This window comes from Streptomyces sp. NBC_01390 (genome assembly GCF_045040105.1).
GTDB lineage: Bacteria > Actinomycetota > Actinomycetes > Streptomycetales > Streptomycetaceae > Streptomyces.
Genome location: NZ_CP109551.1, coordinates 10,584,391 through 10,604,424 on the forward strand (window position 1 = coordinate 10,584,391; position 20,034 = coordinate 10,604,424).

Here is a 20,034-nt window from a genome sequence, read left to right on the forward strand (position 1 = left end):
GCGGGTCGGGCGAAGTCCGCTGCGGTTCGGCAGCGCCCTGAAGGGGCGCGGGGCTGTGTCGATCTGCGGCTCCGCCGCGATGGGGGTCCCCCCGCTCGAGCGAAGCCGAGAGTGGGGGAGCGACCAGCCACGACGGCGCCGCGGACGGCTGACGGCCCACCGCGGTACTTCCAGCGGAGCGCCTAGCGGTGCTCGTACGGCGGCATGCCGCCTGCCCTGATCACCTCCGCGGGGTCGATGTTCACGAAGCGGCCCCGTGCCGTCGGATCGGGTGACGCCGCGGCCAGCAGTTTCGTGTAGGGGTGTTGCGGGGTGCGGATCACCTTGTCCGCGGGGCCTCGCTCGACGACTCGTCCCCGGTAGAGGACCAGGATGTCGTCGGCGAAGTGCCGTGCGGTCGCCAGGTCGTGGGTGATGTAGAGGACGGCGAGGTTCTCCTCCCGCTGCAGCCGGGCCAGCAGGTTGAGCACGTCCAGCCGGATCGAGACGTCCAGCATGGAGACCGGCTCGTCGGCCACCAGCACGGTCGCACCGGGTGCGAGCGCGCGGGCGATGGCCACGCGCTGGCGCTGACCGCCGGAGAGTTCGTGCGGCCGACGGTGCGTGAGGGTGCCGGCCGGCAGGCTGACCCGCTCCAGCAGTTCCGCTGTCGCGGACCAGGTCTCCGTACGGGTCCGGGCGCGACCGTGCAGACGGAGCGGGCGCGCCAGGTGGTGCGCGACGGTGTGGAACGGGTTCAGCGAGGCGAACGGGTCCTGGAACACCATCTGCACGTGGTGGCGGTAGTCGCGATCCGGGACCGGCGCGCCGTCCGCTCCGGTGAGGGCGACCCGGCCGCCGGTGGGCTGTTCGAGCCGGGCGATGATCCTGGCGATCGTGGACTTGCCCGACCCGGATTCGCCGACCAGCGCCACCGTGCGGCCCGGGGTGAGGGTGAACGAGACATGGTCGACGGCCCGCAGTCGGGTGGGGCGAAGGCCACCGCGTACCCGGAACTCCTTGACCAGGTCGGCCACTTCCAGCACGGTCATGACGCGCCTCCGGACCGCACGAACGCCCCGCGCTCGCCGGTGAGGCTGGGGAAGGAGGCGAGCAGCCGGCGCGTGTACGGGTGTTGTGGCCCGCCCCGGATGTCCTCGGCCGACGCGTTCTCGACGATCCGGCCGTCGAGCATGACCGCGATCCGGTCCGCGACCTCCAGCAGCAGGGGAAGGTCGTGGGTGATGAACAGGACGGCGAAGCCGCTCTGGTCACGGAGCCGCATGATCTCCTGAAGGATGCCCCGCTGCACGACCACGTCGAGCGCGGTGGTCGGCTCGTCCAGGATGACGACCTGTGGATCGAGCAGCATGGCCATGGCGATCAACACCCGTTGCCGCATCCCGCCGGAGAGCTCGTGCGGGTAGGAGCGCAGGCGGCGGGGATCGATGCCGACCGTCGTGAGCAGCTCGGCGCAGCGGGCCCGCCGGGCCGCGCGGGACATCGTCGGCCGGTGGGTGGTGAGGACGTCCTCCATCTGTGCGCGGATGGTCAGGACGGGGTTGAGCGCGTTCATGGCGCCCTGGAAGACCATGGACAGCTTCGACCACCGGAAGGCGCGCAGCTCGCCCGGGGACAGGGCGAGCACGTCGAGTACGCCGCCGTCACGGTCGTGGAAGGCCACGGAGCCGCCGGTGACCTCGGCGGGCGGCAGGTGCAGCCGGTTGACCGCGTACGCGAGGGTGGTCTTGCCGCAGCCCGACTCTCCGGCCAGGCCGAGGATCTCGCCCCGGCGCAGCGTGAGTGACACGTCCCGCACGGCCCGCACCGGCTGTTCGCCCTGGTAGGTCACGGAAAGGTCGGTGAGGCTGAGTACCACGTCGTCCTCGGGGTGCGCTTCGAGGACCGGGGCAGGGCGGGCCGTACGTCCTGTCCGCCGCGGGCGGTTGCGCAGTGTCGGGTTGATGATCTCGTCGAGGGTGAAGTTCACCAGGGCGAGACCGCAGCCGAACAGGGCGATGACCAGCCCTGGCGGCACGAACCACCACCAGGCGCCGAGCTGGAGGGCGAAGCCGTTCTGCGCGTAGTAGAGCATCGTGCCGAGGGTCGACGAGGAGGACGCGCCCAGGCCCAGGAAGGACAGGCCTGCCTCGCTCAGGATCGCGGCGATCACCGAGAACACGAACTGCGAGGCCAGCAGCGGCAGCAGGTTCGGCAGGACTTCGACGCCGATGACCCGCCCGGGTCCCTCCCCGGCGACACGGGCGGCCAGTACATAGTCCCGATTGCGCAGGGACAGGGTCTGGGCGCGCAGGACGCGGGCCGACCCTGCCCAGCCGGTGATCGCCAGCACCAGTGCGATCGTCCACCAGCCGCGCTGTTCCGGCGGGACGAACGCGGAGATCACGATGATCAGGGGAAGGCCGGGGATCACCAGCATCACGTTGGAGAACAGCGAGAACGCCTCGTCGACCACGCCGCCGAGATAGGCCCCGACGATGCCGAACAGCGCTGCGAGCACGGTGGCCAGGACGCCGACCAGGACACCTATGGAGAGCGAGCCCCGGGTGGCGTACGCGAGTTGGGCGAGTACGTCCTGACCGGTCTGGGTGGTGCCGAGCAGGTGCCCGCTGCCCGGCGAGGTCAGACCGATGTTGTCGATCCGGTCCGGGTCGCCGACCAGCAGCGGGCCGACGAGAGCGAACAGGGTGATCGCGAGAATCAGGGCGGATCCGACGGCCAGCTTGGGTGACCGGCGCACGCGCCCGCCGTCGCGGGGGCGTGGCAGCACGCCGGGGTTGATGTTCGTCATCTGTGTGCCCCCTCAGCCGCTGGTCCGGGTGCGTGGGTCGATGAGGCCGTAGAGCAGGTCGACGGCGAGGTTGGCGGCGAGCACCGTGACCGTGATGACCAGGAAGACGGCCTGCATGAGCGCGTAGTCGTTGTTCTGTACCGCCTGCAGCAGCTTCGACCCGATGCCCGGGTAGGCGAAGACCTGTTCGGTGACGATCGAGCCGGCGACGACGAAGCCGAGGGAGATCGCGAATCCGGCGACGGACGGCAGGATCGCGTTCCGTGCCGCGTACCGGATCATGACGCGTCGATCGCTCAGGCCCTTCGCCTTGGCGGTGAGCACGAAGTCCTCGGCCATCGCCGAGACCATCATGTTCCGCGTCGCCAGTACCCATCCTCCGACCGAGGAGATCACGATGGTGACCGCGGGCAGAATGCCGTGGTAGAGCGCGGAGCCGATGAAGTCGTTGTACGGGCCGGGGGTGATGGCGACGTCGTACCCACCCAGAAGCGGAAACCAGCCCAGCCACGAGCCGAGGACGGCGACCAGGATGAGCGCGAGCCAGAAGTACGGCACCGCGGACAGTACGGTCGTCGCCGGCACCAGCGAGTCCAGCCAGGTGCCGCGCCGCCACCCGACGAACACTCCCAGCACGATCCCGGAGACGACCGCCAGGATCGTCGCGATCCCGACGAGAGCGATGGTCCAGGGCAGTGAGGTGGCGATGACCGTCGAGACCGGGGTCGGGAAGTCGCTCACCGAGATCCCGAAGTCACCTTGCAGCAGGTTGCCCAGATACGCGACGTACTGACTGAGCAGCGACTCGTCCGTGTGGGCACCGAGCAGAAGCTCGTACGCCCGGCGCGCGGCCGGATCGACTCCGCCGCCGTGCTGTTGCAGCTTCGCCATGAGGATGTCCGCCGGATCGCCCGGCATCATCCGCGGGATGAAGAAGTTCAGCGTCACCGCCGCCCACAGGGCGACCAGGTAGAAAGCGAGTTTGCGCGCGTAGTACCGCATGGGTCGGTCTCACTTCCCGGCGGGCTTGAGACGCAGGTAGACCTCCGCGCTGTCGGGGCTCTGCCAGACGGCGGGGAAGGCATAGAGGTCGCTGTCGGTCGGCCAGCCGGTGAACTTCGCGTCGTGGTAGACGTTGATCGTGCCCTGGGTGAGCACCGGAATGTACGGCATGGACTGTTCGACGAGGGTCTGGATGGTGTCCAGGTAGGGCTGCCGCGCGGCATTGTCGGTGGGGTTGATGTGCTTGAGCGCGTCGAGAGCCCGGTCGATCCGCGGGTCGGAGAAGCGGCTGAAGTTCGAGCCGGGTTTGGCGCCGACCTTCGCGGTCTGCGCGGTGCTGAGGAAGTACGTGTAGAGGTAGTACGGGTCCGGCGCGGGTCCCTGGTAGAGGGAGTCGATGATCAGCTGATAGGAGCCGCGGTCCCGGGAGTCGACGAACTCGTTCCAGGACAGCTGCTGCGGAGTGAGCTTGATGCCGGCCTTCTTGAGTTGCTGGCCGATCGTGTTGACCGCGGTGATGTAGTCGGTCCAGCCGGAGACGGTTTTGACCGTCAGCGCCAGTGGCTTGCCGTCCTTCGCGTAGATCCCGTCGGAATTCTTGGCGTAGCCGGCGTCCTCCAGGATGCGTTGCGCCTCGGCGACGTCCGGCTTCGCGGGCGCGATCGCGTTCCGCAGCTTGCCGGACATGAGGGCACGGTCCCGGTTCGGCAGCAGGAAGCCGGGCGAGATGTCGCCGGCCGTGTTGTCGAAGGCCAGCGCGTTGAGCTGGGTCCGGTCGATGGCGTGGTAGATCGCCTGACGCACGGCCGGGTCGGTCTGCGGGCCCTGGCAGCCGAGATCGGCGTTGCTGCAGGTGTCCAGGACGATCTGGTTCACCGGTGTGATGACGGACTTGTAGCCGGGGTAGTTCTTCGCCACGTCCTTGATGCCCGGCACCGGCCCCGTCTGCCAGTCGATCTGCCCGGCCTTGAGCGCGGTGACGCCGGACTGGTTGCCGGAGAGGGCGGGGTAGCGGATCCTCTTCACCGCGGGCGCCCCGCCCCAGTACGCCGGATTCGCCTTCAGCGTGTACGCCTGCGGCTTGAAGTCGTCCAGCAGATACGGACCGGTGCCGACCGGATCCTTCAGGACGGCGACGGCCGGATCCGCGAGGTCCTTCCACTTGTGCTCGGGCACGATGTAGGTCTTGCCCAGGACCGACGGGCCGTCGACGAACGACGGTTTGTCGAACGCGATGGTCACATGAGTGTCGTCGACCGCCGTGGCGTGGCCCGCGTATCCGGCGTTGTTCATGCCCTTGTGCTTGGTGATCATGTCGAGGGTGAACACGACGTCGGCGGCGGTGAACCGTTGACCGTCGGACCACTTCACCCCGTCCCGGAGGGTGATCGACAGTTCGGTGCCGTCCTTGTTCCAGGAGAACGCCCTGCCCAGCCACGGCACCGGGGTGTCCTTGCGGACGATGTTGTAGAAGAACAGCGTCTGGAAGATCGTCCCGGTCCCACCGATGGCCGTCGGGGCGAACGGGTTGAAGTTGATCTGGTAGTCGCTGGCCTGCCCGGTGTACGCGATCAGCGTCGGCGTTCTGCCCTGGGCCGGCGTGCCTGACGCCTGGCATCCCGCTGCGGCGAGCGTCATGGCGGCCAGGATCACCACGGCACGCGTTCTCGCGCCGCGTTCTGTCGACAACATGGCGAAGTCCTCTCGTCGTGGCGCTCGGGGGTGCAGCGACGTGGGAGCACGCCTGACATTATTAAGTTCGCTAAGAAAGCGGTCAATACTGGTGACGTGATGATGTGGAACCTGCTCCAAAGGTTGCCAAGTTCAGCGTTTCCCCTGGCTGTTGACTTACTTAGGTTGGCTACGTAAGCATGGTGATCGTCTCGAAGTCGTGTCGACGACCAACGAGGAGAGCACGGATGATCAGGATGACGTTGCACGACGGCTGGAGTCTGCGGGCCGTGGGAGGGCAGGTACCGGACGCCCTCGCCGACCGGCGGGTACTCGCTCAAGTGCCGGGAAGCACCCACCTCGACCTGCTGGCCGCCGGTCTCATCCCGGATCCCTACCTGGACCGCAACGAGGCGGCGCTGACCTGGATGCATCGCGCCGACTGGCAGTACACGACCACGTTCCGGGCCACAGGCCCGCGCCCCGGCGAGCGGACAGACCTCGTCTTCGAGGGCATCGACACGATCGCCACCGTCGAGCTGAACGGTGACGTGCTCGGCCACACCGCCAACATGCACCGCGGCTACCGGTTCGACGCCCGCGGGTCGCTGCGCGAGGGCCTCAACGAACTGACCGTGTCGCTGAGTTCAGCGCTCACCCACGCCGAAGAGGCGGAGGCCCAGCTCGGCTGGCGCAAGCGCGCCTACCCCCACCCGTACAACGCCCTCCGGAAGATGGCGTGTTCCTTCGGCTGGGACTGGGGACCGGACCTGCAGACCGCCGGCATCTGGAAACCCGTACGGCTGGAGCGGTGGGACGCAGGCAGGCTGGCCCAGGTGCGCCCGCTCGTCACCGTCGACCCCGACGGCACCGGCCGCGTCGACGTACGCATGGACGTCGACAGCGCCGACGACCGCGAGTACACGGTGGCCGTCACGATCGGCGACGACCAGGTCCGGGCCGAGGTCCACGGCACCACCGCGCGTGCCACCGTCCTCGTGCCGGACGTCCGGCTGTGGTGGCCGCTCGGCTACGGCGACCAGCCGCTGTACGAGCTGACCGTCACACTCCTGGCCGACGGGGAGCCCGTCGACTCGTTCCGGCACCGGATCGGGTTCCGCACCGTCACCGTGGACACCGAGCCGGACGAGATCGGCACGCCGTTCACCTTCGTCGTCAACGGCAAACGGGTCTTCGCCAAGGGCGCCAACTGGATCCCTGACGACCACTTCCTCACCCGCGTGACCGCGCAGCGAACGGCACGCCGGATCGACCAGGCCGTCGACGCGCACATGAACATGCTGCGGGTCTGGGGCGGCGGCATCTACGAGACCGACGACTTCTACGACGCCTGCGACGAACGCGGGGTGATGGTCTGGCAGGACTTCCCCTTCTCCTGCGCCTTCTACGCAGAGGAGGAGCCCCTGCGCCACGAGGTCGAGGCAGAGGCCCGGGAGAACATCACCCGGCTCCTGCCCCACCCCTCGCTCGTACTGTGGAACGGCAACAACGAGAACCTTCCCGCCTACACCGACTGGAACTGGCGGGACAGCCTGGAGGGGCGCAGCTGGGGCCTCGGCTACTACACCGAGCTGCTGCCCGGGCTCGTCGCCGAACTGGACCCCACCCGCCCCTACGCACCCGGCAGTCCCTACAGCCCCGGCGACCTGCCACCGAACGACGCCCATCACGGCACCCGCCACGAGTGGGATGTGTGGAACGCGGTCGACTACACCCACTACCGCGACCATGTGCCGCGGTTCTGCTCCGAGTTCGGCTTCCAGGGCCCGCCCACCTGGACCACCCTGCACCGCTGGATCCACGACGAGCCGATGACACCCGCCTCACCCGCGCTCCTGCTCCACCAGAAGGCCGAAGACGGCAACGGCAAGCTGCACCGCGGTCTGGAGCCCCATCTGCCGGTCCCCACCGACCTCGAGCGCTGGCACTGGGCGACCCAGCTCAACCAGGCCCGCGCCGTCAGGTTCGGCATCGAACACTTCCGCTCGTGGTGGCCACGCACCGCCGGGGCACTCGTCTGGCAGCTCAACGACTGCTGGCCCGCCATCTCCTGGTCCGCGGTGGACAGCGACGAACGACCCAAACCCCTCTACTACGCGATCAGGCAGGCGTTCACGCCACGGCTGCTCACCGTGCAGCCCCGCGAGGGCAGGCCCACGCTGGTCGCGGTCAACGACTACGACCAGCCGTGGACGGGTACCGTCCTCGCGACGAGGCAGACCTTCGCCGGCGAGGTGCTGGCCACCGCAGAGTTGCCACTCGCCGTGCCACCCCGGTCCACCGGCCGGCTGGACCTGGCCGACGACCTGCTCAAACCCGCCGACCCGCGCACCGAAGTGCTGATCGCAGCCGTAGACGATGCCCGCGCCCATCACCTCTTCGCCGAGGACCGCGACCTCGCCTACGACCCGGCGCCGTTCACCGCCCGCGTCCTGCCCGTGGCCGGTGGCTACCGGATCGACGTACGAGCCACCTCCTACGTGCGCGATCTCGCCCTGCTGGCCGACAAGGTCGCGCCCGACGCGATCGTGGACGACATGCTCGTCTCCTTGCCCGCGAGAGAGACCCGCAGTTTCCTCGTACGCACGTCGACGAACCTCCACGAGCCGTCCGCCCTGCTGGGCCCGGAGGTGCTGTGCTGCGCCAACCTCGTGGCCCGGGCCGCCGAGGACCTCTGAAACGGGCGGCGAAGAACTTCCCTGCCGTGGTCGCCGGGATCCTGCGACGGACCGCGGCGACCATCGTTTGTGCGCCCAGCCCGTGAGCTGGGCGCACAAGCTGTGACGAGTTGTGGCCGGGGGCTCAGTTCCAGGGGTTCGCGGGCTGGTCGTCGATGGCTGCCCAGAAACGCGTGGCTTCGGGGAGGTAGCCGTGCGCCCAGAACGACCAGCCGCCGCTCGACTCCAGGTTGCTGCCGTAGCGGCCGTCGTGGAACTCGGCCATGCGCCAGCCGGTTCCGTAGTACTGGGCGCAGAGGCTGTCGGCGACAGAGCGGCTGGTCAGCGACCTCCCCAGGACGGGCGGTGTGGCGGCGACGGTGCCGCGAGCCCAGCCCGCGTAGAAGTCCGGGGTGATCCCGCTGGGTAAGCCACTGCCGGTGACTCTCAGGCACAGCAGTGGCAGCGTGGCGGTGGCCGGAGTGTCGCCGTAATACGGATCGGTCCCGGAGTCCGCCCCCACCCTGACGGTGCCGTTCGCGGCTCCCTCGGCGAGTACGGTCCAGGTCATCCCTGACGGGATGGCGGTCGGGGCGGCCTGTGCGGGGGTGGCGGCTGTTGGCAGCAGGGCGAGCGAGGCGGCGGCCGAGAGGCCGACGATGCCCTGGCGGAGCAACTTCCTCATGGGTACTCCTTTGTGGCAGGCGCGACGAATGTGTGTGCCGGTCACTGGTGCGGGGCCCCTGGTTCGAGCCCGAACCAGCATCCGACACGCACACGAGTCCGTCACGAATCCTTTACATTCGTGGCGACATACAGCCTCAAGTCGGCTTGAATGGCCGCTCCAGCGCCGACACTGCCTTCACACACTCCCTGCCGACGCACCCCGATGAACTCTGCGTTCCGCCGGCTCTTTCCCGGCCGCCGCGCGGGCGGCCCATGAACCCCCGCCATCCTGCGCGACGCCCACCGTTACGAATGGGCGGGCTGTTCGGAAGGGCCGCGCCGCCGGAGTTCGTCGTAGCGGGACAGGCGAAGGGACGCTTCCTGGCGCCCAGGGTCAGAGGCCGACGACGTCTACCTACTCGCCTTCGTATACGCGGTGGCCAGCGGCCACGGCGGCAGCACGCACGCCGAGAACACCGGGCACGGGCGCGCCGTCATCCTCGACCTGCCCTGCTGAGCGGCGCACGGGCCCCGGGGCGCCGGGGGCGCGGCGTACGGTGCAGGTGCGGCGCCGCCACTGCCGGGCCCGCTGGCCCACCTCGACCCGTTGCTCGGCCATTACGGCTACTGGGCGGTCGGCGCCGTGGTCTTCATGGAGGACTTCGGCGTCCCCGCCCCGGGCGAGACGATCCCGATCACAGCGGGGATCTATGCCGGGCCGGCCGGCTGAACATCGTGGCTGTCGCGGTGATCACGTTCGCCTTCGAGGGCCTGCCACTGTCCGGGCAATGCCCCTCTCGCATCGTCGGCGGCCAGGTAGAGGGGACTGTCCTGACCGAGTTGGTTGATCCACGGCATGACGCCGTGGGGTGCAAGGACGCGGGCGGTTTCTGCGGGAAAGAGCAGCATGTCGATGGCGACGACGGCCGCTGCTGATGCGTCGGCGAGCGGCAGTGGCCGGCGTCGGCGCGCACGCGGTTCGGCGAGCGTCCGGCGGCCCGGTGCGGCATCTGCTCGGACAGGTCGAGGCCGGTCACGCTGGTGAAGGCGGAAGTCAGTAGCTGCGTGAAGGAGCCGGTGCCGCTGCCGACTTGGAGGCAGGGGCCGGCGGGGAACGGTCCGCCGCGGGTGAGGGCGTCGAGCAGCGGGTCGTCGCGGCCGGTGGCCTGGGTGGTGTCCCAGTCGGCGGCGAGCCGGTCGAACCGGTCGGCGATGAAGTGGGCGGTCTCGGCTGTCCAGGGACGTCGTCCTGCGGCGAGATCGCGGGCGAAGACCCGGAAAACCTCCGCGCTCCCGGGCGGCGGGAGCGGTTTGCCGTCCGGGCTGGGCAGGGTGCGCGGCAAGGTGGCGGTCACCGGGCCACTGCACCACGTACAGGGCGCCGCGCGGATCGGCCCGGGGGTGGAACGTGGCTCCCGCCCCCGGGTGGAGAAGAGAACGCCTCAGTGGTGACCGTGGTGGGCTTGCCCCGGTTCGTGACCGTGCTGTGCGTGGTCGCCGTGGTCATGGCCGTCGGGTGAGCCGCCCATCATGCGGAGCATGGACACACCGCCGGTACGCAGGAAGCGCAGCAGCAGGGCTGCGGCGAGCAGGAGGAAGGCGATGTTGAGCCAGGTCGTGTAGTTCCAGGAGATGCCCTCCATGGGGATCTTCGCGTCCTCGCGGTCGGGGACCAGGCCGAGGCCGCCGAAGACGAATTCGACGATGTATCCGGCGATGACCACGGCGAGGTAGAAGGTGCCGAGCAGGAACGCGGCCATCTTCGCGCCGTAGTACTTCCGGTAGATGTTGAGGATCGGCAGGATCAGCAGGTCGGCGAAGATGAACGCCACGACGCCGCCGAAGCTGATGCCTCCCTTCCACAGCACCACGGCCAGCGGGACGTTGCCGATCGAGCACACGAACGAGACGATCGCCACCAGTGGGCCGATGACCGGCCCCCACAGCTTGGAGGCCAGGGGGTGGCCGTCGAAGAAGAAGGCGCGCCAGAACGAGTCGGGCACCCATGCGGCGATGGCGCCGGCGATGAGCAGGCCGATGACCAGGTCGCGCAGGATCGCCGCCCATTCCATGACGAAGACATGGCTCGTGGAGGTGAAGCCCTCACGGGAGAACAGCCGCCGGGCGAAGGAGCCTTCCCGCTGCACGGACATGTCCATCGCGGCGTGGCCCTCCATCGACCCGGCCAGCCCGCGCTCGGCCTGCTCGCGAGCCTCGCGCAGCAGCTTGTCGCGCAGGAACAGCCGGAAGAGCACCGCCAGCAGGACGATCATGACGGGGCCGCCGACGAACTCGGCTGCGGTGAACTGCCAGCCCATGAGGAGGGCGAGGATCACACCGAGTTCGACGACGAGGTTGGTGGAGGCGATCTCGAAGGCCATCGCGGCGGTGAAGTTCGCTCCTTTGCGGAACAGGGAGCGGGCCAGTGCCACCGCGGCGTAGGAGCAGGAGGAGGACGCCACGCCCAGGCCGGCGGCGACCGTGAGGGTGCGGGGGCGGTCGTCGCCGAGGAGTGAGACGACGGTGGACCGGCGGACCACGGCCTGGACGACGGCGGACAGGGCGAAGCCCAGGATCAGGGCCCAGGTGATTTCCCAGGTCATGGATCCGGCGATGGACAGGGCGTGCAGGATGGCGTGCATCGGTGAAGCCTTCCTCCTTCAGCCAGGTCCTGGTTCGCGGATGCGCAGACCCGAGGGTCGTGGTCCGCGAGCCGGGGGTGGGGGGCGCCACCCGGCGGGTGGCGCCCCCGCCGGGATTCAGCCGACGCGCAGGGTCAGGGCCGCTCTGTGGAGCTTGCCGCCGGTCTGGAACTGCAGGAACAGCCGCCAGTTGCCCGCGCTGGGCAGTTCGGCGTGGAAGGACAGGTCCGGGCCGCCGTGGTCCCCGTTGACCTTCGTGGTCGGATGCAGGTGGGCGAACGCGGCGTCGCCCTCGTGGAAAGCGGTCAGGTGGGCGTAGGTGTCCAGGTAGGGCTGCAGGTCGGTGACCGGCTTGCCGCCCTTGGCGATGGAGACGGTCAGCGGGTGCGCCATGCCCGCCATCAGCTCGCCCTGCACGGTCACGGTGTACCCGTCGGCCTCCGTGCTGCCGGCCGCGGCCGGCAGCGACGTCCTGGTGGCCTGGCCCGGGACGGTGACGGTGCGGCTGAGCACGAAGTCCTTGCCCATCCCGGCCCCGCTGCCGGGGGTGAAGGAGGTGAACATACGCCAGGATCCGGGGACGAGGGAGGCCAGGTCGGCGCTCCAGGTGCCGTCGGCGGCCATGGTCGGGTGGACGTGCTGGAAGCCGGTCAGGTCCGAGCGGATGGCGTAGAAGTGCATCCGCTTGGTCTGGTCGACGGCGAAGCCGGTGACCGGCTTGCCGTCCGGGCCGGTCACCGTGAACCGGTAAGCGGTCTGCTTGCCGCCCGGCAGCGTGGAGTCCTTCGAGGTGAGGCGGTAGCCGTCCTGGGTGTCGGACAGGCCGTTGCCGGCGGCCGTGTGATCCATGCCGGGCATGTCACCCATGGAGGCTGTGGTGCTCGGCGAGGGGGCGGCGGCCTTGCCGACGTGGTCCATGCCGGGCATGGAGGAGGAGTCGCTGGAGGAGCCGCAGGCGGCCAGGGTCAGTGCGAGAGCCGCTGCGGCACCGGTCGCGGCGATCGCTCGGCGGCGCGCAATGAGACGGGAGGAGGAGATCATCGAAGCGGGGGTCTTTCCGGGTGGGCGCACCACACCGGTGGCGCGCGGAGAGGGCAGGGCACGATGCCGGTCCCGGCCGGTGGCCGGGCCTCGGCGGGTGCCTGTCAGCTTCGGCGCTGAGGGACATCACGCGGTGACGGTGACCGGTGAGAAGAGCAGCCTGAACCGGAGGGCGATCCGGGCACGGGTTTCCGCACCGCGGCGGCTGCGGCCAATGCGTCGTCGACGACGTCGGCGCTGGGTCCCTGCGCGAGCCGGCGGATGGTCGGTTCGGCGAGTCCGACGATGTTCTGCGTGTGCGGCGCGTTGGTGGGCCCGACGAAGGTGATGGCCGACGGGATCAGCGACAGCACTGTCCGGAGGGCGAGCGTGGGGGGAGTGGCTGGGGAGCGGCTGAAGTCGTCGGTACACGGCGGAAACGGACGGAGGGGCCGGGCAGCAGCGGTCGTTGCGTCGCAGCGATGCCAGAGCTGCCGAGGGCCGGTCCCCGGTCATGTCGCGGCCCCAGGGGCCTTGGTGGCGGTGTCCTGCCGGAATCCCGAACGGCGTCTCGACTCCGGTGCCGGGCTGAGACGTTGTCCGTCGGTCCATGGGCGGGAAGCGGCCAAAGGGGATGGCGAGGGTGTGTTGCCGCCACGTAAAGGCGCATGTGATCCACAGGGCGGGAAGCTGTCGGGGCAGGGCCGGTTCTCCGGATTTCGGACAACGGTCTCCGCACTGCTGGCATATGCCCCCGCCGACTGAAACGATCTTCTCAACGCCCGCGCGCCACAACGCACATCTCCTCGGCGGAGGACCTTCCGTTCTCCGTTCCCGTTCTCACCGGCTGCCCATCAGGCAGCCGGGCACAAGGAGTTGCAGCAGTGACGAACAACTTCCATGCCAACAGGGCGACTTCGCTCCATGGTTCCCCTCCTTCCCGTCGTGGCTCCCACGTTCGTCGACGGATGACGGGGATCGCGGTCGGCACGACGGCGGTACTGCTCGGATCGGCGCTTCCCGCCTGGGGCGCGTCCCCGGTGGCGGACGACACGGATCGAGCGCCTCGGCAGATCGCCGCGGAACCCAGACCGGGTGCCAGAACGGTCCAACTGGCCCCGGTGGAGCGGAAGAAGATGCTCGAGACGGCGGCCGACGCGGACGGCGCCACTGCCCGTGCACTGCGATTGGGCCGGCAGGAGGAGCTGATACCCAAGGACATCGTCAAGGACGCCGACGGCACCGTGCATACCCGCTACGAACGCACCTTCGCCGGACTGCCCGTCCTCGGCGGCGACTTGGTGGTGCATGACCGCGGCGGCTCCCGTACGGTCACCAAGCTGTCCAGGGAGGCGATCTCCGTCCCGACGACCGAGGCAGCCGTCTCCGCGGCCAAGGCGGAGAAGTCCGCTCTGACCGTCGCGAAGCGGGAGGACACTCGCGACGCCGCCCTGAAGGGGCAGTCGCGGCTGGTCGTCTGGGCGGGCGGCGGTGAGTCGAAACTGGCCTGGGAAAACGTTGTCAGCGGTATGCGGGAGGACGGGACGCCGAGCCGTCTGCAGGTCCTGACCGATGCCACGACCGGTGCCCGGCTGATGAGTCACGATGAGGTCCAGAACGGTGAGGGGACCAGCCAGTACAACGGTCGGGTTCAGGTCGGCAGCGTGCGGAACAACGACCGCTTCGAGCTGACCGACCCTCAGCGCGGCAGCCACCAGACGTTCGACGCGGGTGGGACCTTCGACAAGGGCACACTGGTCACCGATGACGACGACGTCTGGGGTGACGGAACACCGTCCGACCGTCAGACGGCGGCCGTGGACGCCGCCTATGGCGTCGCGAAGACCTGGGACTTCTACCACGACCGCTTCGGCCGCAACGGAATCGCGGACGACGGACGCGGCGCCTACTCCCGCGTGCACTACGGCGTCGGCTACGCCAACGCCTTCTGGCTCGACTCCTGCTTCTGCATGACCTACGGCGACGGGCGCGGCAACGACAGGCCGGTGACCGAACTCGACATAGCCGGCCACGAGATGACCCACGGCGTGACCTCCGCCACCGCCGGCCTGGTGTACTCCGGTGAATCCGGTGGGCTCAACGAGGCCACCAGCGACATCATGGGCACCGCCGTCGAGTTCTTCGCACACAGCGCGGGTGACGTACCGGACTACCACATCGGTGAGCTCATCGACCTCCGCGGCACCGGCGAGCCGCTGCGCTACATGGACCAGCCTTCCAAGGAGACCAACGCTGCCGGTACCTCCCAGGACTACTGGACTGCACAGACCAGGAAGCTCGACCCTCACTTCAGTTCCGGCGTGGGCAACCACTTCTTCTACCTGCTCGCCGAGGGCAGCGGGAAGAAGACCATCAACGGCATCGACTACGACAGCCCGACCTATGACGGCCTGCCGGTCTCCGGCATCGGTCGGGAAAACGCCACCAACGTCTGGTACCGGGCGCTGACCCGCTACATGACCAGCACCACCGACTACGCGGGAGCCCGCACGGCCACTCTGCAGGCCGCGGCCGACCTGTTCGGCAGCTCCAGCGATGCGTACGAGGCTGTCGGCAACGCATGGGCCGCGGTCAACGTCGGTGCGCGCTATGTGAACCACATCGCCGCCGAGGCCCCTTCCGCCCGCGCCGTGGCCGTCGGCCAGTCGGTTGCCCGGCAGATCAAGGCGACCACCACTCGCCCCGGCGGTCTGACCTACTCCGCCACCGGTCTGCCCACCGGTCTGTCGATCGACCCCGGCACCGGACTGATCTCGGGCACGCCGACCGCGGCCGGTGACTTCGAGACGGCCATCGTCATCAGGAACTCCGCGGCGGAGACACGGACCCTGACCTTCGTCTGGCCCGTCTTCGGCTCCGGCGGTGGTTTCTTCATCAACCCCGACCGGTACGACATCCCCAACTGGCAGACCATCGAGTCCCCGATCACCGTCACCGGGCGAGAGGGAAACGCGCCCCGTGAACTGAGGGTGACGGTCGATCTGGTGCACGACTTCATCGGCGGCCAGGTCATCAACCTGGTCGGCGAGGACGGCACTGTGCTGCTGGTGAAGGACTTCGTCTGGGACACCGGAACGGAACTGCACGCGACCTTCACCGTCGACGCCTCGGCGCTTCCCGCCAACGGCACCTGGAAGCTCCGCGTCACGGACAACACCCCCGGCATCTTCACCGTCGACCCCGGCTACCTCGACAGCTGGAGCCTCACCTTCTGATCCCTCTCCACCCCGTCCGTCCGCCCCAGCAGACGCCGCCGCGCCGGGAAGCCACCCCGGCGCGTCGGCACTGTGCCATCCGCCGGCCCGTCAGTAAGTCAGCAATGGGTCAGCATTCGTCCTGGCGAAGTCGCCCGCAGAAGCCCACACTCTGGAACGCGAACGGCACCGGAGGCGCTGGTGCGGCAGCCCTCGACGGGGCCACTTTGCCGGAGTTCGTCGTTGCGGGACAGGCGAAGAGGCGTTCCCCGTCACGCAGGATTAGCGGCCGACATCTTCCCAGGTCAGCGCACCCTCCCGCGCGGCTTCAGCGGCGTATCGGGGAGCGACGGTGCGCGGAGCGGGGCCCCGTCGTAGCCCTTCACCTCGCCGAAGCGGGCCCCCTTCGCCCAGTCCTCGCGCGCCTGCACGATCTCTTCCTGGGACCGGCCGACGAAGTTCCACCACATGATCAACTCCTCCTCGAACGGCTCACCGCCCAGCAGCATCACGCTCGCGTCGGACGCGGCGCGCAGCGGGAGTTCGGTGCGGCCGCAGCCGAGGTAGAGCATCGAGCCCGGCAGCACCGGGACCCCGTCGACGTGCACCTCCCCGGACATCGCCAGCACCCCGTACTCGAAGTCGGGCACCAGCGGAAGGCGTACGTCGGCGTCGGCGGCGAGCGTCAGGTCGGCGCCGACGATCGGGGTGTACGTCGTGCCGGGCGAGGTCGCGCCGTCGAGGTCGCCCAGGATCACGGTCGCCGTCACGCCGGGTGCCGTGGCCGTGGGCAGATCGGCGTGGTGTTCGAAGCGGGGGTCGGTGTGGCGGTGGTCGTCCGGCAGGGCGACCCACAGCTGGGCCCCGTGCAGGAACCGCGCGTGGGACCTGGGGCTCTCCTCGGAGTGACTGATGGCCCGGCCGGAGGTCATGAGGCCCAGTTCGCGCGGGCGGATCGTCTGGAGGCTGCCGGTCGAGTCGCGGTGCAGCACCTCGCCCTCGTGCAGCCAGCTCACCGTCTGCAGGCCCATGTGGGGGTGCGGCGGCACCTGCATGCCGGGCTCGTCGGCGATGTCGTCCGGCCCGTAGTGGTCGACGAAGGCCCACGCGCCGATCATGCGCCGCCCGAGGTTCGGCAGCAGCCGGCGTACCTCGGTGCCCTCCCCGAGCTTGACGCGCCGGGGGCTCAGCAGTTCGCGCACGGGTTCGGCGACGACGAATCCACGGCCGCCACAGACGCTGGGTACGGGCGCGCGGTCAAGGTTGCTCATGGCGCACAACCTAGTGCGCCCGCAGGCCCGTGCGCAGGGGAGGGAACCGTTGGCGCGCTTTCGCGAACCCCGGCTTGCTGTTGGGGCCGCCCCGGAGGAGGCATCCCGCCGCCTGTGGGAGAGGCACATGTTCGGTGTGCTGCCCCTGACGGCGGAGTGACGCGGTGGCCCTACCTCGCCGCCAGCAGTCGCAGCACCCGGTCGGAGACCGGCGTGGGCAGGGCACGCAGCGCCCGGACCAACGCCGTTGTCTGCCAGGGGAAACAGGCCTGCGCCGGTTCCCGTTCCAGGGCGCGTACGACGTACCGCGCGGCGCGCTCCTGACTGACCTGGAAGGGCTTGGGCAGACCGTCCGTACCGACCCGGTCCGTTCCCACGAAGCCGGGGTGGATCGAGGTGAACCGGATGCCCCGGGGGGCCAGTTCGACGCGTGCCGCGTCGAGGAGGGTGCGTACGGCCGCCTTCGCCGCCGAGTACGGGCCCTGGCGGGGGATGCCCATCAGCCCCGCGAGGGAGTTGGTGTGGGCGATCAGTCCGCCGTGCGGCTGCTCGCCCATCCACCGGATCAGCGGGACCAGGTAGTTGACGACGACGTCGTAGTTCAACGCCATGATCCGGGACACGTCCGCCGTGCTCACCCGGTCCATGGCCATGTCGGGCCCCTGACCGGCGTTGAGCAGCGCGATGTCGACTGTGCCGAACTCCGCGACGGCGGCCGCCACGACCCCGGCCGCCGCCTCCGGGTCCAGGGCGTCGGCGGCGAGGTCCAGACAGGCGCTGCCCGCGGCCCGTACCTCCTGGGCCACGGCGGCCAGTTCGGGGGCGCGCCGGGCCGTGAGGACGAGGCGGTTGCCCGCCGGGGCCAGTTGGCGGGCGACCGCCGCCCCGATTCCGGAGGAGGCGCCGACGATCAGGACCGTCCGGCCGGTGATGGTGGTCGTGGCGGTCACAGGAAGTGGCGGCCCTCACCGCGGTAGGTGGGCACGGTGTCGACCACCGCGCCGCCGCTGACCAGGTGCAGGTCGCCGATGCGCTCGCACAGCTCACCGGCCTTGGCATGCCGCAGCCACACCCGGTCCCCGATGTTCAGCACGCTCGCGGCCCTGCCCACCAGCGGGGTCTGCACCTCGCCGAAGGACTCGGTGGCGGTCACGCGCAGCCCGGGGGGCCAGGCCAGCGTGGGCAGCCGGTCCTTGCCGAGCGGCCCGGACGCCACCCAGCCACCGCCGAGGAGGGTCGCGACCGACGACGAGGGACGGCGTACGACGGGCAGCACGAAGTACGCCGCCGGGACGGGCCGGAAGGCGCGGTAGAAGTCGAACAGGCCCGGACCGTACAGGCCGGAGCCCGCCGCGAGTTCGGTGACCGAGTCCTCGCGGGTCGTGGTCTCCAGGCTGCCCGTACCGCCGCCGTTGACGAACCGCAGCGGTGTCACCGCCCGTACGGCCGCCACCGCGGCTTCCCGGCGGTGGCTCAGCTCCTCGACGGAGGAACGCTGCATCGCCCGTACGACGGCCCGCTTGACGGCGTTGCCGGGCACGTTGTCGCCGAGACCGGCGACCTGCCCCTCGTACCCCATGATGCCCGTCAGCTCGAAGCCCGGACGGGAGGCGATCTCACGCGCGAACGCCGCCGCCTCCTCGGGGGTGTACACCGGGGATCTGCGCGGCCCCAGGTGGATCCGGCCGCCCGCGAGGCGCAGGGCCGCGTCCAGTTCCAGGCAGACGCGGATCCGGGTCTCGCGGGGGCCGGTCGCGGCGTCGATCAGGTCGAGATGCTCGACGCAGTCCACCATCAGGGTGACCCGGGACGTGAGCCGCTCGTCGGCGGCCAGTTGGCGCAGCGCCGTGCGGTCGGCGGTCGGGTAGCCGACGAGGATGTCGTCGAACTCCTCGGCCAGCCACAGGGCTTCGGGCAGGGTGAAACCGAGGATGCCCTCGAATCCGGGGCGCTCCAGGGCTCGCCTGATGAGGGCACGGGAGCGCAGCGACTTGCTGGCCAGCCGGATCGGCTTGCCGCCCGCACGGCGTTCCAGGTCGCGGGCGTTGGCGTCGAAGGCGTCCAGGTCGATCACGCCGAAGGGCGGTTCGAGCTCGGCGGTCGCCGCCCGCAGTCCGTCGAAATGGCTCTGGGCCATCGGATCCGAACCGGTTCTGGGGGCGGTGGTGTCGATGGTCATCGGTGGGTGTCTCCTTGTTCGGGTACCGCGGTCGGTGCCGGGACGAGGCCCGTGCTGCGGCGCTTGGCCATGGCTGCCACCTTGGGGATCACGAAGCGCATCAGCCGGGGGAACACACCGGCGACCCGCTGTACGCGTCCGCCGATGGCGGGGTGGACGATTTCTACCGGCTTTCTCACGATGGCGTCGACGATCACCGAGGCCACCTTCTCGGGGGAGAGCGGTTTCTCGGCGAAGGTGATCACCGCGCTGGGATCGGCCATCTCCTGCTCCAGCATGGGGGTGCGGGTACCGGGCGGATGGACGATGCTGAAGGTCACGGGCCCGTCGCGTTCCTCGATGGCCACACTGTGGTGGAAGGCGCGCAGCCCGTGCTTGGTCGCGCCGTAGGTGGTGTAGCCGGGCAGCGGCAGGAACGACGTCATGCTGCACACGGTGACGATGTGCCCGTGGCCCTGGGCGCGCATCCGGGGCAGGGCGGCCAGCATGCCGGTGATCGGTCCGAGCAGGTTCACCTCCACCATGTGCCGGTGCTGAGCCGGCGGCAACTGGCGGGCGTAGCCGGTGTGGATGATCCCGGCGTTGTTGACGAGCACGTCGACCGGGCCGAGTCGCTCCGCCACGGCGTCGAAGACCGCTTCCCACGCTGCCTCGTCACGGATGTCCAGCTCGAACGCGTGGGCGGCGTCGCCCAGTTGACCGGCGATCCGGGTCGCTCCGGCCAGGTCGATGTCGGCGAGGGCCACCCGGTGCCCCCGGCGCACCGCCTCGCGCGCGGTCGCCGCACCGATGCCGCTGGCGGCACCGGTGATCAGTACGACGCTCATCGCGGGCCCCCGCCCCGAGCGTCGGCGCGGGAGTGCCGCGCGCCGTCCGTTCGCTGTCCGTGCATGTGAACT

Annotated in this window: 15 protein-coding genes; 2 read left to right on the top strand and 13 right to left on the bottom strand. The window is 69.8% G+C overall.

The annotated features are described in order from the left end of the window. Positions 1-182: 182 nt before the first annotated feature. From OG241_RS47190 to OG241_RS47205, 4 genes are read right to left on the bottom strand one after another with little or no spacing between them, the layout of a single operon-like run. Positions 183-1,031, bottom strand: a complete 849-nt coding sequence (locus tag OG241_RS47190; protein WP_405824972.1) for an ABC transporter ATP-binding protein — start codon at positions 1,029-1,031, stop codon at positions 183-185. Next, entirely contained in the window at positions 1,028-2,791 is a 1,764-nt protein-coding gene (locus tag OG241_RS47195; protein ID WP_405824974.1) for a dipeptide/oligopeptide/nickel ABC transporter permease/ATP-binding protein, read from the bottom strand. The genes OG241_RS47190 and OG241_RS47195 overlap by 4 nt, the downstream gene beginning before the upstream one ends. Before the next feature lie 12 nt (positions 2,792-2,803). Further along, on the bottom strand, positions 2,804-3,793 hold the full coding sequence (locus tag OG241_RS47200) for an ABC transporter permease (RefSeq protein WP_405824976.1): 990 nt from the start codon (positions 3,791-3,793) through the stop codon (positions 2,804-2,806). 9 nt (positions 3,794-3,802) lie between these two features. Beyond that, the gene (locus OG241_RS47205) at positions 3,803-5,485 is read right to left on the bottom strand and encodes an ABC transporter substrate-binding protein (RefSeq protein ID WP_405824978.1); all 1,683 of its coding nucleotides are present in this window, start codon (positions 5,483-5,485) and stop codon (positions 3,803-3,805) included. Between the two features lie 227 nt (positions 5,486-5,712). On the opposite strand from OG241_RS47205, the gene OG241_RS47210 reads away from it, so the two are divergent. Further along, complete coding sequence (locus OG241_RS47210) at positions 5,713-8,163, top strand: glycoside hydrolase family 2 protein (RefSeq protein WP_405824980.1); 2,451 nt, start codon at positions 5,713-5,715, stop codon at positions 8,161-8,163. A 124-nt stretch (positions 8,164-8,287) separates the two neighbouring features. On the opposite strand, the gene OG241_RS47215 is transcribed toward OG241_RS47210, so the two are convergent. From OG241_RS47215 to OG241_RS47235, 5 genes are all read right to left on the bottom strand, one after another. Continuing rightward, the gene (locus OG241_RS47215; RefSeq protein ID WP_405824981.1) at positions 8,288-8,827 is read right to left on the bottom strand and encodes a hypothetical protein; all 540 of its coding nucleotides are present in this window, start codon (positions 8,825-8,827) and stop codon (positions 8,288-8,290) included. A 396-nt stretch (positions 8,828-9,223) separates the two neighbouring features. After that, the gene (locus tag OG241_RS47220; protein ID WP_405824982.1) at positions 9,224-9,427 is read right to left on the bottom strand and encodes a hypothetical protein; all 204 of its coding nucleotides are present in this window, start codon (positions 9,425-9,427) and stop codon (positions 9,224-9,226) included. A 76-nt stretch (positions 9,428-9,503) separates the two neighbouring features. Next, positions 9,504-10,163, bottom strand: coding sequence for a class I SAM-dependent methyltransferase (locus OG241_RS47225; RefSeq protein ID WP_405824983.1), 660 nt, complete (start codon positions 10,161-10,163; stop codon positions 9,504-9,506). Positions 10,164-10,250: 87 nt separating this feature from the next. Continuing rightward, positions 10,251-11,450: a permease gene (locus OG241_RS47230; RefSeq protein WP_405824985.1), complete on the bottom strand. Its 1,200-nt coding sequence runs from the start codon at positions 11,448-11,450 to the stop codon at positions 10,251-10,253. A 117-nt stretch (positions 11,451-11,567) separates the two neighbouring features. Then, complete coding sequence (locus OG241_RS47235) at positions 11,568-12,491, bottom strand: hypothetical protein (protein WP_405824987.1); 924 nt, start codon at positions 12,489-12,491, stop codon at positions 11,568-11,570. Positions 12,492-13,438: 947 nt separating this feature from the next. Between OG241_RS47235 and OG241_RS47240 the strand changes: the two genes are divergently transcribed. Continuing rightward, complete coding sequence (locus tag OG241_RS47240) at positions 13,439-15,706, top strand: M4 family metallopeptidase (RefSeq protein ID WP_405824989.1); 2,268 nt, start codon at positions 13,439-13,441, stop codon at positions 15,704-15,706. Between the two features lie 284 nt (positions 15,707-15,990). Here the strand turns inward: OG241_RS47240 and OG241_RS47245 are convergent, their stop codons facing one another. The 4 genes from OG241_RS47245 to OG241_RS47260 form a co-directional block, all read right to left on the bottom strand. After that, positions 15,991-16,956, bottom strand: a complete 966-nt coding sequence (locus OG241_RS47245) for a pirin family protein (RefSeq protein ID WP_405824990.1) — start codon at positions 16,954-16,956, stop codon at positions 15,991-15,993. Positions 16,957-17,126: 170 nt separating this feature from the next. Then, on the bottom strand, positions 17,127-17,906 hold the full coding sequence (locus OG241_RS47250; RefSeq protein ID WP_405824992.1) for an SDR family NAD(P)-dependent oxidoreductase: 780 nt from the start codon (positions 17,904-17,906) through the stop codon (positions 17,127-17,129). Then, complete coding sequence (locus OG241_RS47255; RefSeq protein ID WP_405824994.1) at positions 17,903-19,135, bottom strand: amino acid deaminase/aldolase; 1,233 nt, start codon at positions 19,133-19,135, stop codon at positions 17,903-17,905. The genes OG241_RS47250 and OG241_RS47255 overlap by 4 nt, the downstream gene beginning before the upstream one ends. Beyond that, entirely contained in the window at positions 19,132-19,962 is an 831-nt protein-coding gene (locus tag OG241_RS47260) for an SDR family NAD(P)-dependent oxidoreductase (RefSeq protein ID WP_405824996.1), read from the bottom strand. The genes OG241_RS47255 and OG241_RS47260 overlap by 4 nt, the downstream gene beginning before the upstream one ends. Positions 19,963-20,034: the final 72 nt, after the last annotated feature.